Annotated in this window: 14 protein-coding genes; 1 reads left to right on the top strand and 13 read right to left on the bottom strand. The window is 68.9% G+C overall.

Going from position 1 to position 14,826, the window contains the following annotated elements; translation table 11 throughout:
* Nucleotides 1-29: 29 nt before the first annotated feature.
* The 11 genes from J7D54_RS00070 to J7D54_RS00020 form a co-directional block, all read right to left on the bottom strand.
* The gene (locus tag J7D54_RS00070) at nucleotides 30-1,430 is read right to left on the bottom strand and encodes a serine hydrolase (RefSeq protein WP_182763083.1); all 1,401 of its coding nucleotides are present in this window, start codon (nucleotides 1,428-1,430) and stop codon (nucleotides 30-32) included.
* Nucleotides 1,431-1,461: 31 nt separating this feature from the next.
* Nucleotides 1,462-1,713, bottom strand: a complete 252-nt coding sequence (locus tag J7D54_RS00065; protein ID WP_182763084.1) for a hypothetical protein — start codon at nucleotides 1,711-1,713, stop codon at nucleotides 1,462-1,464.
* A gap of 59 nt (nucleotides 1,714-1,772) precedes the next feature.
* Nucleotides 1,773-2,225: a YhcH/YjgK/YiaL family protein gene (locus J7D54_RS00060; protein WP_182763085.1), complete on the bottom strand. Its 453-nt coding sequence runs from the start codon at nucleotides 2,223-2,225 to the stop codon at nucleotides 1,773-1,775.
* A 63-nt stretch (nucleotides 2,226-2,288) separates the two neighbouring features.
* A complete protein-coding gene (gene recF, locus J7D54_RS00055; protein WP_182763086.1) occupies nucleotides 2,289-3,482 on the bottom strand; it encodes a DNA replication/repair protein RecF in 1,194 nt (397 codons plus the stop codon).
* A gap of 1 nt (nucleotide 3,483) precedes the next feature.
* The gene (dnaN, locus tag J7D54_RS00050) at nucleotides 3,484-4,644 is read right to left on the bottom strand and encodes a DNA polymerase III subunit beta (protein WP_182763087.1); all 1,161 of its coding nucleotides are present in this window, start codon (nucleotides 4,642-4,644) and stop codon (nucleotides 3,484-3,486) included.
* A gap of 73 nt (nucleotides 4,645-4,717) precedes the next feature.
* Nucleotides 4,718-7,282: an ABC transporter permease gene (locus J7D54_RS00045; RefSeq protein WP_182763088.1), complete on the bottom strand. Its 2,565-nt coding sequence runs from the start codon at nucleotides 7,280-7,282 to the stop codon at nucleotides 4,718-4,720.
* 3 nt (nucleotides 7,283-7,285) lie between these two features.
* Nucleotides 7,286-8,152, bottom strand: a complete 867-nt coding sequence (locus tag J7D54_RS00040; protein ID WP_182763089.1) for an ABC transporter ATP-binding protein — start codon at nucleotides 8,150-8,152, stop codon at nucleotides 7,286-7,288.
* 6 nt (nucleotides 8,153-8,158) lie between these two features.
* The gene (locus tag J7D54_RS00035) at nucleotides 8,159-9,232 is read right to left on the bottom strand and encodes a hypothetical protein (protein ID WP_182763090.1); all 1,074 of its coding nucleotides are present in this window, start codon (nucleotides 9,230-9,232) and stop codon (nucleotides 8,159-8,161) included.
* On the bottom strand, nucleotides 9,229-10,395 hold the full coding sequence (locus J7D54_RS00030; RefSeq protein ID WP_182763091.1) for a glycosyltransferase family 4 protein: 1,167 nt from the start codon (nucleotides 10,393-10,395) through the stop codon (nucleotides 9,229-9,231). Before J7D54_RS00030 ends, J7D54_RS00035 begins: the two co-directional genes overlap by 4 nt.
* Complete coding sequence (locus tag J7D54_RS00025; protein ID WP_182763092.1) at nucleotides 10,392-10,742, bottom strand: hypothetical protein; 351 nt, start codon at nucleotides 10,740-10,742, stop codon at nucleotides 10,392-10,394. The genes J7D54_RS00030 and J7D54_RS00025 overlap by 4 nt, the downstream gene beginning before the upstream one ends.
* Before the next feature lie 329 nt (nucleotides 10,743-11,071).
* Complete coding sequence (locus J7D54_RS00020; RefSeq protein ID WP_182763093.1) at nucleotides 11,072-11,236, bottom strand: hypothetical protein; 165 nt, start codon at nucleotides 11,234-11,236, stop codon at nucleotides 11,072-11,074.
* A 127-nt stretch (nucleotides 11,237-11,363) separates the two neighbouring features.
* Here J7D54_RS00020 and J7D54_RS00015 point away from each other — a divergent pair, with 127 nt between their 5' ends.
* Complete coding sequence (locus tag J7D54_RS00015; protein ID WP_220486252.1) at nucleotides 11,364-12,965, top strand: FAD-dependent oxidoreductase; 1,602 nt, start codon at nucleotides 11,364-11,366, stop codon at nucleotides 12,963-12,965.
* A gap of 66 nt (nucleotides 12,966-13,031) precedes the next feature.
* On the opposite strand, the gene J7D54_RS00010 is transcribed toward J7D54_RS00015, so the two are convergent.
* On the bottom strand, nucleotides 13,032-13,289 hold the full coding sequence (locus J7D54_RS00010; RefSeq protein WP_182763361.1) for a metal-sensitive transcriptional regulator: 258 nt from the start codon (nucleotides 13,287-13,289) through the stop codon (nucleotides 13,032-13,034).
* A 56-nt stretch (nucleotides 13,290-13,345) separates the two neighbouring features.
* Entirely contained in the window at nucleotides 13,346-14,701 is a 1,356-nt protein-coding gene (gene dnaA, locus J7D54_RS00005; protein WP_370585835.1) for a chromosomal replication initiator protein DnaA, read from the bottom strand.
* Nucleotides 14,702-14,826: the final 125 nt, after the last annotated feature.

The following is a 14,826-nucleotide window of genomic DNA, read 5'->3' as shown; positions in this document are numbered from 1 at the left end:
GTCTCCGCAGCGACGTTCCCGAGCGGGACCTACCCCAGGGTGTTCTCGGCGAGGCTGGCCATCCAGCTGGGCTGCGGCACCGATTCCGGGCTGTCGCCGGCGCTCTGTAGCACCAGGACCCGGATCTTCTCCGGCCCCTCCACGTAGAACGACAGGCCGAGCGCACCGGGCACCGAGCCCCCCTTGAAGCCGATGTACACCGCGCCGGGCACCTCTATGCCCGGGTAGGCGGCCAGGATGCCGCGCACGGGCTTGCCCGGCTCCGTGGCAGCGCGCTGCTGGAGGTTGACGTGGGCCGCGCAGAGGTCCGCGGCGGTGGCGTACCAGTCGATCCCCTCGTCCCAGAACGGGCTGCCCATGGTGGTCTCGTCGTAGGTCAGGTCCCACTCAGGCAGGCCGGAGAGGACAGCGCGTTGGGCCTCGGAGACCGCCTCGGTGGCGTCGTCGTAGCCGTTGGAGGCGGCCGCCCACTTGGCGCGGATGCCCTGGTCGCCACCCATCTGGAAGGCCTCGCGGGTGGTGAGGAACGGCCGGTTGAGCTCCGGGGCGTGGTGCCCCATCGTCTCCAGCTCGGCCTCCACGGCCTCGCGCCCCACGGCGTCGAGGAGGAGGTCCGCGGCGGTGTTGTCGCTGTTGGAGATCATCTCCAGCGCTGCCTTCTCGACGGTGACCTCCGTGCCGGCCGGTTCGTTGCGCAGGCTGCCGGTGGGCAGCGACTTGACACTTTCGGTGAGCGTCAACTCCTGCTCCCACGTCAACGTGCCGTTCTCGACGGCCGTGGCGACCGCGCCCAGCACGTAGAGCTTGAACATCGAGGCGATCGGCAACACCGTGTCGGCGTCGCGCTGTTCGATGGGCGTGCACTCCGGGGTATCGCCCGTGCGGGTCACCTCCGCGAGCAGGAACGACGAGGTGGGCGCCTTGTCGAGCAGCAACTGGGACGCCTCCGCCGGGGTCTGGATCTCCGGCGCCTTCTCGTTGGGCACGAACATGAGGCCATCGATCTTGCCGTCCTTGAGCGCGATCATCATCAACACGGGCGTGGCCGGCGAATCGAGTTCCGCCGTGCCCTGGGTGTCGGTGCCGTCCCAGCTGACCAGCGTGAAGGGGCCCTCCTCGCGGAGCTGCGCGAACACCTGCCCGACCTGGTCTGCGGGCACCTGGCCGAGGAACTCGTCGCCCAGCCGCTCCTCCGCCTCCTCGGCGGTGGGCCCGGCGTCGGCCGCAAGCAGGTCCAGCACCCACTGTGCCGCTTCGCCGACGGGGGTGTCGGGCAACTCGACCGGCACGGCCTTCTGGGAGGGCGACGCATTGGTCGAAGCCTCTGCGGAGGCGGTGGTGGGCTCCGGCGCTGGAGGCGCCGTCGCGCCGGAACAGGCGCTCAGGGCAAGCGCGACGACGGCGGCGAGGGCGAGGCGGGAGTGACGCATAGGGACATGAATACCATGCCCCTCCGCCCTGCTACTTCGCAGGCCCCCGGCGACCCCAGCGGAAGTACGCCAGCGGCAGCAGACCCATCGAACTGACGGCGCCCAGCGCGGGCAGCCAGACGGCCTTGGGGCCGTTGACCTCGTCCTTGTCGCGCCTGGCGACATCGATCATGGCCGCGATGCGCAGCACCACGTCGGCGGTTCCGCCGAGCCCCATCAGGACCCGCGCCCAACCAGGGAGCTCCTCGAACTTCTTCTTCGCCATGTCACGCTTCTTCGCCATGTCACGCCTCCTACCTGCCAGGTTAGCCCCCGGCAGGACGGAGGGTGACGCTTTGGGGGTCAGGCGACGCGGAGTTTGCCCACGGCCTTCAGCACGCGGCTGGGACCGTCGGTCCAGACACCGGGGAGGTGCGCGTCGTTGGGGAACGCGACGACGAACCAGCCCGGCTGCAGGTTGACGGTGACGGTGGTCGGGCCCTCGTGGAGTCCGAAATCGGTCTCCTCGTCGAACTCGGTCGCCGGGGTCAGCGCGTCGAGCGCCGCGAGCTTGACGGTCTCCTCGCCCTCGAGGACCACGTGCACGTCGGCGAAGCGACGGTGCGCCTCGAACTGGGTCTTCACCTCCGGGTCGGCAGCGTCATACGAGAAGATGTTGACCGCGCCGATCTCGTCGGCGAGCTCGATGGTGCCGGGCTCGACATCGGTGTCGAGGCCCATGATGGTGTCGAGGATCTGCGCCAATCCGGGAATGTCCGCGTAGCGCGACCTGTGGTCGAGGGTGTCGATGATCATGTGGGGTACCTTCCCGCCGGGCCCCTGCCCGGCGTCAACCAGATCACGGTACCCCCGGCCCTTTCAGCCCCGCGATTCCTCGGGTTGATCGGACAATCCGGACTGCGCATCCTGGGCGGGGGCCACGGTGCCGGCGCTCACCGTGAACCGGCGCTCGGCCGGGAAGTCCGGCACGTCGGCGCCCACGGCGGCCGTGATCAGCACCTGCTCGGCGTCGGCGATGGCGGCACCCAGCCGCTCGCGTCGGGTCACGTCGAGTTCGGCGAACACGTCGTCCAGCACCAGCACCGGCTCCGTGCCGTCGTCACGCACCAGGGAGAAGCCACCCAACCGCAGTGACAGGGCCAGCGACCAGGACTCCCCGTGCGACGCGTACCCCTTCGCCGGAAGGTCCCCGATGGACAACTCCACGTCGTCGCGCTGCGGCCCCACCAGCGTCATCCCGCGGTGCAGTTCATCTCCGCGCAGCCGGTCCATCGCCTCGAGCAGCCTGCGCTGCAGCTCCGCCCGCACGTCCTCGGACCCCGCCACATCGGCCAGGTCGAGACCGCTCTTGTAGACCGCGTCGATCTGGTTGTTCTTCGGCGCGATGGTCTCGTACGCGCGCTGGGCGTAGGGCAGCACATCGGCCAGAGTGTCGAGCCGGGCGTGCAGGAGCTCGGCGCCCAGCGCCGCGAGCTGCTCGTTCCACACGGCGAGCGTGACGTCCTCGTCCCCGCCCTGCGACACCTGGGAGCGACCGGACATCGACTTCAGCAGCGCGTTGCGTTGCCGCAGCACCCTGTCGAAATCCTGCTTCACCCCGGCCATGCGCGGCCACCGGGTCACGACGAGCGAGTCGAGCCATCCGCGACGGTCCGACGGGTCTCCCCGGACGATGGCGATGTCCATGGGGGAGAACACGACGGTGCGAAGCGCCCCCACCAACTCACGCGGGCGCTGCAGCGGCGCCCGGTTGAGCCGGGCCACGTTCGATTTGCCGGGCACCACTTCGAGCTCGAGCCAGATCAACCGGTCGTCGTCGCGGGCGGCCTGCACCCTGGCCCTGATGATCGCCGACGCCGCACCGGCGCGGATCAGCGGCGCCGTCATCGACACGCGGTGCGACGACATGGTTGACAGGTACTCGATGGCCTCGACCAGGTTGGTCTTGCCCTGGCCGTTGGCGCCGACGAAGACCGTGACGCCGGAGGTCAGCTCGAGGTGGGCCTCGTGGTAGTTCCGGAAATCAGCAAGCGCGAGCTCAGTGACGAACACGTCAGCTGGGCAGGCGCATCAGCATGATGACGTGGCGGTAATCGCCCAACGGGTCCGCATCGATGCTGGGCAGGCCCATGATCAGGCAAGGCTTGCCGGGCAGCGTGAACGAGAAGTGCGCGAACGGTGCGTCGAGCGCGGTGAGCGCATCCAGCAGGTAGTGCGGGTTGAATCCCGCATCCGTGATGGACTGCTCGTCGCCGACGACCTCGATCTGCGCGTCGATGGCCTCCACGGCCTGCGCCTGGTCCCCCGTGGCGGCCTCGAGCGTGATGTGGTCTTCGTTGATGCGCATGCGCAGCGGCGTGTTGCGTTCCGCGACGAGGGCGACGCGCTTGACCGCGGCCAGCAGGTCTGCGGTGTCGATGCGGACGCTGACCGTGGCGGAGACGTCCATGAGGTGGCGCACCTTGGGGAACGCCTGGCTGAGCAGGCGCGTGGTGGCCTGGCGCGAACCCTTCGAACCCTCACCGACGAAGCCGGCGAGGCCTTCGCCCTCGGCCTCCGTGGTGGACAGCGAGATGGTGACGGTGTCGCCGGAGGTCATGGACTTGGCAGTGTCAGCCAGCACCTTGCCCGGCACCAGCACGTTGCCCTCGAGGCCCGGGCTGGTGGGGTTCCAGGTGAGTTCCTTCAGCGCCATTCGGTAGCGGTCTGTGGCGAGCAGCGAGAGGTTCTCTCCGTCGATCTCCATCTTCACGCCGGTGAACACGTTGAGGAGCTCGTCGCGGCCCGCGGCCACGAACACCTGGCCGACGGCCTTCTCGAAGACGGCCGCGTCCACGGTGCCGGTCTGCGTGGGCATGTCCGGCAGGGTGGGGTACTCGTCGACGGGCAGCGTCTGCAGCGTGAACCGGGCGGAACCGCAGGTCAGCTCCACCTTGGTGTGGTCTGCATTGAGGTCCACCGGCTTGTTCGGCAACGAACGCGCGATGTCGGAGAGCAGGCGGCCGGAGACCAGCACCTGGCCCTCGTCGCTCACCTGGGCCGGGAGCGTGACCTTGGCCGACGTGGTGGAGTCAAAACTGCTCAGCGTCAGGCCGTCGCCGTCCGCCTCCAGCAGCATGCCTGCCAGGATGGGAGCGGTGGGGCGGTTGGGGAGGCTGCGCGCCACCCATGCCACGGCGTCGGCTAGCGCCTCGCGTTCAACTCGAATCTTCACGTGTCACACCTTTGTCGTTCTACCCAAAAAGCTCGTCGCCAGCATCATACCCAGACGTTGGTTGAACGCGTCGTCAGTCGACGGCGATGGAGTCGAGGATGGCCAGCCGGCTGGCCCGGCGGGCGGGGGCGATGGCCGCGAGGACGCCCACGGCGGCGGCGACCACCACGAAGATCAGCAACTGCACCCAGGGGATGACCAACGTGCCGATGCCCTGGTCGCGCAGGAGCGTCACGAGCGCCGCGCCGAACGCCACCCCCAGCACGACACCCAGCACGGCGCCCAGCGTCGCGACGAGCACGGCCTCGAGCGTGACCATCCGCCGCACCTGGGGCCTGGTCATGCCGACGGCCCTGAGGAGCCCCACCTCGCGCACCCGTTCCATGACGGACAGGCCGAGGGTGTTGACGATCCCCAGCACCGAGATCACCACGGCGAGCGCGAGCAGCGCGTACAGGGTGGCGAAGATCTGGTCGAACTGCGCCACGCGGCTCTCCACGAACTCCTGTACGTCCGACACCACGACGGTGGGCACCTCCTCGGTGACCTCCTCGAGCCCGGCCCTGACCGCGGCCGGGTCCGCGTCGTCGTCGATGAAGACCACCAGTTGCTGGACCATCGACGCATCGGCGACCTCCGCGAACGTGTCCGGGGTCACCACGATGTCGCCGATGGGGAGCGCCGCGCCCTCCTCGTGCAGGCCGGTGACCAGCACGGCGGCAGTGCCCGTGGGGCCGACCAGGTCGATGACCTCGCCGAGCGTGAAGCCGTGTTCATTGGCGTAGTCCGCCGACAGCACGACGGGCGGCTCGCCGCCCTGCTCGCTCAGCGACCCGACGGTCACGTCCAGGCTGGTGCCCCGCTCCAGGCCCTCAGGTGTCAGGCCGAACAGGCTAGTGGGCTCGTCGATCCCCGCGACCTGCGCCGCACCGCGGTACCCGGCGTACACCTCGGACACGCCGTCGACCTCCCTGGCGGCCTCGAAGAGCTTTGCGTCGAAGGGCTGGTAGGCGAGCGGAGCGATGACGAAGTCGCCGCGCTGGTCCTCGGTGAGCTGGTTGCGCAGCGACGTGGTGGTGCTCGCGGCCAGGATGGCGACGGTGGACACCAGCGCAAGGCCGATCATCAGGGTCGCGGCGGTGGCCGCGGTGCGGCGGGGCTGGCGCACGGAGTTCAGCTGCGCCAGCTTGCCCACCTCCCCGAACAGCAGGCGGAAGCCCCTGCCGAAGAGCCAGATCAGCGGCGCCCCGATGACGGCCGCGGCGATCACCATGCCGATCAGCAGCGCGGCGGCCCCGGCGCCGAACCAGATGAGCGGCTGCGGCACGTCGAGCCACAGCGCGATCACCATGGCGGCCACGCCCAACTCGATCAGCGCCACCCCGAGCAGTGGGAGACCGCCGAGGCGCTCGGGCCCGGACTGGGCGGCGCTGGTCATGGCTTCCACTGGGCGGGTCTGCGACGCGCGGCGGGCGGGTAGGTAGGCGGCGATGAGCGTGATGACGACGCCGATGGCGTAGGACGCGATGACGGCCGAGGAGGTGACCGTCGGCGTGATGTCTCCGGGGTCGATGCCGAAGGCGCGCATCAGTCCGAGGATGCCCCAGGCGAGGCCGTAGCCGACGGCCAGGCCCAGGGTGGCGCCGATCAAGCCGATGAACAGCGCCTCGATCAGCACCGTCCCGCTCACCTGGCGGCGGGTGGCGCCGATGGCGCGGTACAGGGCCAGCTCGCGCGCCCGCTGCGCCACCAGGATCGAGAACGTGTTGAGGATCAGCAGCGCCGCCACGAGCAGGGCGATCCCCGCGAAGACCAGCAGGAAGATGTTGACGAAGCCCAGCCCGACGTTGAGTTGCTCCTCGATGCCCTCGGCCAGCTCATCCCCCGTCTCGGCGACGAATCCGTCGGGGAGCACCTCCTGGACTGCGTCTGCCACGGCGTCGGCGTCCGCCTCCGGGGTGGTCTGGACCCACATGGCGTACGAACCGGGCCGCCCCTCCTGTGCGATCTCCTGGATCTCGGGGAGGGTGAAGAACAGGTAGCTCGCGCCGACGGTGCTGCCCGCGCCGTACGTGCCGGTGCCGACCAGCGTGTAGGAGCGGATGCCGGTGCGCGGGGTGGCGACATCGAGCGTCTCGCCGATCACGTACCCCCCGCGTGCCGCGGTGGCGGGGTCGAGGACCACCTCGTCGCCGGCGGTGGGGGCACGGCCATCGATGATCCGGGCGCCGGCCACACCGTCGGAGGACGTGGCGTCCTGCCAGTTCATGCCCAAGCCCGGAGCCCCCGAGAAGGCCAGCACGCGGCCGTCTTCGTCGAGGGGGTACACCTGCGTGTTCGACACCATGGGCTCGACGCGCACCACCCCGTCGATCGCCTCGACGGCGGCGACATCCTCCTCCGTCAACAACGCGGGCGGGACGCCGGGGTTGTTCTCGAACCCCGAGATGCCGGTGGCCTCGAACGAGACGTTGACATCTGCCAGCGACCCTTTGACCAGGGAGTCGAAGCTGGATGACAGCATGTTGGTGAACATGAGCGATCCCGCGACGAACGCCACTCCGAGCACGATCGACAGGGCGCTCATGATGAGGCGCACCTTGCGCGCCCAGACGGATTTCAGGGTGGCCCGCAGCATGGGTCAGTCCAGCAGGGCGCGGCGGGCGATGGAGCGTTCGACGGTGGATTCTCCCTCGACCTCGTCACCGACCGGAGCGTTCATGGAGGCGGCGGTCCCGTCCCGGTACACCACCGGGCCAGCCGCGGCGGGCTGGTCGTGGCGGGGGTAGAGCGTGGCCATCGCGCTGAGCAGCTGATCCTGCGTGGCGCCGCGCATCTCGTGGACGATGCGGCCGTCGGAGAGGAACACGGTGCGGTCCGCGTAACTGGCGGCGTGGGCGTCATGGGTGACCATGACCACCGTTTGGCCGAACTCGTCCACGGAGCGCCGGAGGAAGCCCAGCACCTCCGCGGCCGACGTGGAGTCCAGGTTGCCGGTGGGCTCATCGCCGAACACGATGTCCGGGCGGTTCATCAGGGCCCGGGCGCACGCCACCCGCTGTTGCTGGCCGCCGGAGAGCTCCGACGGCTTGTGGGTGAGCCGGTCCGCCAGGCCCAGCACGTCGACGATGCGGTCGAACCACTCCGCGTCGACCTTCTTGCCGGCGATCGCCAGCGGCAGCGTGATGTTCTCGCGGGCCGTCAACGTGGGCACCAGGTTGAACGCCTGGAAGATGAAGCCGATGCGGTCGCGGCGCAGCTCAGTCAGCGGGGTGTCGCCGAGCGGGCCGACGGCGGTGTCGCCGATCCAGACCTCGCCCGCCGTCGGTGTGTCAAGGGCGGCCATCAGGTGCATCAGGGTGGACTTGCCGGATCCCGACGGGCCCATGATGGCGGTGAATTCGCCCGCGCGGATCTCGAAATCCACAGAGGACAGTGCCGTCACGACGGCAGAGCCGGTCCCGTAGATCTTGGTGAGGCCCTCGGCCCGCGCTGCGATGCTCACCATTCGAGACTAGCTTGTCGGGAAAGCGTGCTCACCGAGGCTGAGCGCCAGGGCGGCGATCTCCTGGGGCGACTCCTCCCCGCCCAGCACCGCGTCGACCTGCATCGCCCAGCCGGCGGAGTCGTAGGCGACCTGCTCCTGCTCGGCCTCCGACGAGTACCGCTGGGTGGCGGTGGTGCCGTCGATGATCCGGGCGTACCAGCGCCGCTTGGCGTACACCGCGAAATCCGCCGCCACGTACTGCTCGCCGGTGAGGTAGACCACGTCGTAGTGGTCCGCCCTGGCCTCGAAGTACTTCTCCAACTGCCAGCGCCAGTAGCCACCGATGTGGTCCGAGGCGGCCACGGGCCGCTCGCGGTCGCCAGCCAACGCGATGGCCGCCCACGCCGGCAGCGCGCCGGGCGAGTTCGTCAGGCCGGGGGCGCCGAGGTCCGGCACGTAGTGGGTGCGTTCACCGGCCCCCGGCCGACGCACCGCGGTGACGAGGTCGACGGCGAGGCCGGGGTTTGTCGTGAGCGCTGGTTCGTCGTGGTGGCTGACGACCAGCACGCGGGTGACCCCGGGATCGCGGGGCTCCTCGCGCGGGGCGGGCCTCGGGTCCACGTCGATGAGCGGCGTGGCGGGCAGTTCCGTGAACGGTTCCTTCCACCTCTTCGCCAGGTCCGTGAGCGCCTCCGGTTTGGGCGCGAACAGGCCCTCGTTGGCCAACATGCAGGCCGCGGCCGCGGGCGTGTGCAGCGGCGGTGCCCCGTCGATCCAGACGCCGAACGGCCAACCGCGGGAGGCTGCTGCCCACAGGGCCAGCTCCGCCGCCCATTCGTCCGGCGCGACGACGGGCATCGGCTCGTGAATGTGCTTCTGGAGCCAGTTGAGCACGTTGTCCCACCCACCGACGGTGGCGGCGTCGAGGGATCCGTCGTGGACGCTGAACGGCAGCGGCGGCAGGGCCAGCGTCTGGGCCGGGTCCAGCCCGGCGAAGCGCAGGAGTTGACCGTCGCGCTTCAGCACCTTCCAGCCACGGGCGCCGGCGATATGGGCGGCGATCGGGTCGTCGGAGATCAGGACCGGGGTGCGGTGCGTCATGCGGACAGGCCTCCGATGAGGTCGATTTCGCGGTCAATGGTGGCGGCGCGCCCGCACTGGGCGCGCACCCGTTCGGCGGCGGCCACGGACAGTTCGGGCATCCGGTGGCGATTGACCAGCAGGTGGCGGATCGCCTCGGCGAAGGCCCACGGGTCCTCAGCGCGGGGCAGCAGGCTCGAGGCGTCGTCGGTGAATTCGGGGATGGCGGCCACCGGGTTGGTGATGGTGACCATGCCGCTGGCCATCGCCTCGCCGAGCATCACGCCCTGGGTGTCGAAGCGTGTCGGGCAGAGGAACACCCCGTGCCGTTGATGCGCGGCGGCCATCTCGATGGGCGAGGAGTAGCGCTCCTCCACTGTCACGTTGCGGTGACGACGCAGGCCGGCCGTCTCGTCCCGGAAGCGGCGGCCGAAGCCGCGCACCGTGATGGTGAGCTCCGCAAAACCTGGTTCCTCCGCCAGCACCTCGAGGGCACGCAGTGCGATGTCGTTGCCGTAGTTGCGCTCCGCGAAGCTGCGCAGCAGCAGCAGCTGGGTCGCTTCTTCGGGCTGCCGCACCCGGGCCACGAAGGTGTCGCCGTCGATGTGGTTGGGGATCACCTGGGCGTTGCCGGCCGCGACGCCGACGTCCTGGGCGGCCAGTTGGCGCTGGAAATCCGAGACGAACACCACGGTGGCCGCAGGGTCGGTGAAGAGCCTGGCGGCCGCGTCGAACCGGGCGCGGTTCAACTCATCCCTTGCGGTGCGGATGGATGCGAGCTCCCGGCTGTCGTGGTTCCCGGCCAGCCGACGGTAGTCGCGCACCTCGTAGCCGTGGAACCAGACGGCCAGGCGTTGCGCGGGAACCCGGTCGAGCAGCGCGTGGATGGTGCTCGGCTCAGGGGAATGCGCGAGCACCGGCCGCTCGGCGCCGGCCGCGGCGTCGAGGACGCGTGGGAGATCCTCCGGCGGCACCGACCACACCACCAGTTCGCCGTCCGTGCCGGCCTCGGGGGTGCTGCCCGCCCGCAGCGATGAATCCACAACGACGCCGTGGAGCCCAGCCTCCTGGTAGGCCCTGGCGCGCGTCCTGACGAATTCGCGGCCGCTGCGCCATGGCCTGGGATACGACGGCGTGAGCAGCACGTAGTCGGCCGCGGCGAGCTGGCCCTCGAGGTCGGTCATCGCTTCACCGTGCGCACGACCTTGCGGACAGCGCGCTCGGCGAGATTCGGCTTCGGCGACGCAGGGCTTGCGGCGAGTCGGTTCTTCAGTTCGACGATCTCCCCTTCGGCCTCCTCCACCTTGGAGCGGGCCTCGAACAGTTCGTCGCGCATCTTGGCCAGGGCCTTGAGGGCCGCCTCGTGTTCGGCCTCCTTGGCCGTGAGGCGCTGGGCGACGGCGAAGAGTTCGCCCTCCATGCGGGCAGCGTGCGCGGCAGCCTTCGTCAGCTCTTCGCGGGTGCTGGCCAGTTCGGCCTCCATGCCCCGGTGGAGGTGGTCGTCAATGCGGCTACGGTCGTCGTCGGTCACGCAGGTGAGTGTAACTGCGGGTGCCTGTTTGTTTGTGGTGTTCTGCGTACTGGCCTGAGCCTCTGTCCACACCCGGTGCTTTGATGATCTTTCTGTAGTTACATTCCAGATGTATTCATAGCGCCTGTGGAGTCTGGGGATAACCCGCATCGTGGCTTGTCAGGCCCGTGAGGCGCTTGTGGACGGTGTGTGGGCAGATCGAAACTACACGTGGAGTATTTGGGGATGAAAATGGGGGTGTGGAGTTATCCACACCCCCATCCACAGCTTGGGACAGCGTGCCGTCAACATGTTGTCCCCAGGCCGCACGGACCCGGGAACAGGGCAGATCAGCGGCCGAGGAAGCGGCCCAGGAGGCCGACCTTCTGTTCACCGGGATGCTGCCCGTCGCACCACTGGGCAGAGGGCACCCCGCGCTTGACGTCGGAGATGTGCTGGCCGCAGCCGGCCCAGGTGGTCTTGCCGCAAACTTTGCAGTTGACAGGTCGGCACATGGATGAGGTCCTTTCGACGAAATCTGAGCGCCTGCCAGGTGCAGACGGTCGCTACACCTGAACAATAGCACGATACCCCTGGGGGTATCTACCCCGGGGGGTATAGTGTTTCCCTGTGAGAACAGTGATGGTTGGAGGAGTCGCCGGCGGAATGAGCGCGGCGACGAGGTTGCGACGACTCGACGAGGACATGGAGATTGTGGTCCTCGAGCGGAGTGGATATGTGTCGTTTGCGAATTGCGGGCTGCCGTACCACGTGAGCGGCATCATCGAGGAGCGGTCGGCCCTGCTGTTGCAGACGCCGGAATCGCTGTGGGAGCGGTTCCGGATCGACGTGCGTGTGGGCACGGAGGCCGTGCGGATCGATCGGGCGCGCAAGGTGGTCGTCGTGTGCGACCTGGCCACCGGAGAGGAGTCCGAACTCGGCTATGACAAGCTCGTGCTCTCCCCCGGCGCCCGCCCCGTGCAGCCGCCCATCCCGGGCATCGGTCGCGCGCTGACCCTGCGCAACGTCGAGGACACCGACGCCATGGTGGCCGCGGTGCAGGGTGCCGGGACCGCCGTCGTCATCGGTGGCGGCTTCATCGGCCTGGAGGTCACGGAGAACCTGTTGCACCGCGGCATGAAGGTTGCGCTGGTGGAGGCGCTCGACCAGGTGATGGCCCCGCTCGACCCGGAGATGGTGGCCCCGGTGCACGACCGGTTGCGCGAACACGGTGTGGACCTGCGGCTCGGCTCCGCGGTCACCGCGATCGGCGAGTCCGACGTCACGCTGGCCGACGGCTCGAACCTGCCGGCCGACATCGTGGTGGCCGCCATCGGCGTGCGCCCCGATGTCGAACTGGCCCGGGCCGCCGGGCTGCACATCGGTTCGCTCGGTGGCATCGTCGTCGACTCCCGCAACCTGACCTCGGATTCCTCGATCTACGCAGTCGGTGACGCCGTCCAGAAGGACGACGCCCTGAACGACGACGCGGTGCTGGTGCCGCTGGCGAACACCGCCAACCTCCAGGGCAGGCGCGTGGCCGACGACATCGCGGGCCGCGGCGTTCCCGCCCGGCCCGTCATGGGCACGGCGATCGTGGGGCTGCTCGGCCTGCAGGTGGCCTCCGTCGGCTGGAGCGAGAAGCGGCTCAGGGCCGTGGGCAAGGAACACCTCGTCATCCACACGCACCCCGCCTCGCACGCCACCTACTACCCCGGCGCGGCGACGATGGCGCTCAAGCTGCTGGTGGATCCCGCCGACGGCAGGATCCTGGGCGCCCAGGGCGTGGGTGAATCCGGCGTCGACAAACGCATCGATGTGATCGCGACCGCGATGGCCGGCGGCCTGAAGGCCCCGGAGCTGGCGGAGTTGGAGCTGGCCTATGCGCCGCAGTTCGGTTCTGCCAAGGATGCGGTCAACATGCTGGGGTACGTGGCGGAGAACCGCCTCAGCGGCCTGGAGAACTCGATCCAGTGGCACGAGGTGGAGGCTGCGCAGGAGGCCGGCGCCACGGTCGTCGACGTGCGGACACCGGGCGAATTCGAGCGCGGCGCCATCACCGGCGCGGTGAATGTGCCCCTGGACGAACTGCGGGACCGGATGGATGAGATCCCCGACGGTGACCTCATCGTGCACTGCGGGGTGGGTATCCGCAGCCATGCCGCGGTGTTCATCCTCGGGAACCGGCGGGTGCTGAACCTCGACGGCGGGTACACGACGTGGAAGGCCGGCACCGGGGGCTGAGTCTGAAAGCGGTTGCTGAACGGCCGCCCCCTTTGAGGGGCGGCCGCTCAGAAACAAGCTGGGCCGTCAGGCCAGCGAAAGGAAGAGCTTCTCCATCTTCGCCTGGTCCATCCCCTGGTCGGGGTGCTCGAGGCACTGCTTCAGACCGACGGCGATCGTCGAGAAGCCGGCCCGGTCGACGGCCTTGGACACGGCGGCCAGTTGCGTGACGATGTCGTCACAGTCGCGACCGTCCTCGATCATCTTGATGATGCCGCCCAGCTGGCCCTGGGCGCGCTTGAGTCTGCGGACGACGGATTCCATCTCTCCGGGGTTCAACTGCATGGGGGCCTCCTGGTTCACACTGCGACTATACCCCTAGAGGTATAGAGGACCAGCCATCACGCCTGCTTGATCTGGTTCGTGAGCTCGGTGACCTGATTGTAGAGGTCCCTGTCCACGCCGATCTTCTCTGTGATCTTCCGCACGGCATGCAGCACCGTGGAGTGGTCCCGGCCCCCGAACTTCGAGCCGATCTTCGGCAGCGACAACTCGGTCATCTCACGACAGAGGTACATCGCCACTTGGCGGGCCGCGGCGATGGTGGCCACGCGGCTGGCGCCTGTCAGGTCATCGTGGCTGATGCCGTAGTAGCCGGCCGTGGCCGCCATGATCGTCTGCGCGTCCACAGGAGCCGCGTCCTCGGGCATGAGGTCGTTGAGGACCTGCTGCGTGAGGTCCTCGGTGATCTCCTGCGCGTTCAGGCTGGCCAGGGCGGCGACGCGGGTGAGGGCGCCTTCGAGCTCGCGGATGTTGGTGGGGATGCGCGAGGCGATGAGTTCCAGCACCTGGGTGCCCGCGGTCAGCCGCTGTTGGGCGACCTTCTTGCGGAGGATGGCGATGCGGGTCTCGAGGTCCGGCGGCTGGATGTCGGTCATGAGACCCCATTCGAAGCGCGAGCGCAGCCGGGGTTCCAGCGCCTCCAGCAGCTTCGGCGGCCGGTCCGACGTCATCACGATCTGCTTCTGGGCGTTGTGCAGGGTGTTGAACGTGTGGAAGAACTCCTCCTGCGTCTGGATCTTCGACTCCAGGAACTGGATGTCGTCGACCAGCAGCACGTCCACGTCGCGGTACGACGAGCGGAACTCCGCGGTGCGGTTGTTGGAGATGGCGTTGATGAAGTCGTTGGTGAGCTCCTCCGTGGAGACGTACTTCACTCGGAGGTTCTCGTAGTAGCTGGTGACGTAGTGGCCGATGGCGTGCAGGAGGTGCGTCTTGCCCAGGCCCGAGGGCCCGTAGATCATCAGCGGGTTGTAGGACTTGCCGGGGGTCTCCGCGACGGCGGCGGCTGCGGCGTGCGCGAAGCGGTTCGACGAGCCGGCGACGAAGGACTCGAAGGTGTAGCGGGGATTCAGCCGCACCTCCTGGGGCTTCGAACGCGGCAGCATGGGCTGCGGCGGTAGTTCCTCCGGCATCGGCGCGGCCGGAGCGGGCTCGTCGGGCACCAGTTCGGGGCTGATCATCACCGCGAGGTGGGTGGGTTGGCCGAACAACTCGCTGAGCCGGTCCTCGATCTGTGGACGGAGTTTCGTCTCCAGGCGTTCGCGGGTGGGTTCATCCCCGACGGCGAGCATCAGCGTCGAGCCGTGCATGTCCACGGGCCGGGTTCGGCGTAGCCAGGCGCGAGTAGGGAAATCCGCGGACGTGATCACGTCCTCCCACAGCACCGCCAGGTCTGGCGTCGGTGATTGAGTCACCTCACCCACTTCCCGGGCGGTTCTTCCGCCTCACATCGCACTCGTCCACAGAGTTGTCCACAAGAGGGTATAACTGATCCCGAGCTAAGCCCAATGCTGCCTCGCCTGTGGATAACCGGAGACAG

Source organism: Tessaracoccus sp. MC1865 (assembly GCF_017815535.1).
Lineage (GTDB): Bacteria > Actinomycetota > Actinomycetes > Propionibacteriales > Propionibacteriaceae > Arachnia.
Note: the sequence above shows the minus strand (reverse complement) of the source record. Positions and strands in the feature narration are given on the sequence as shown.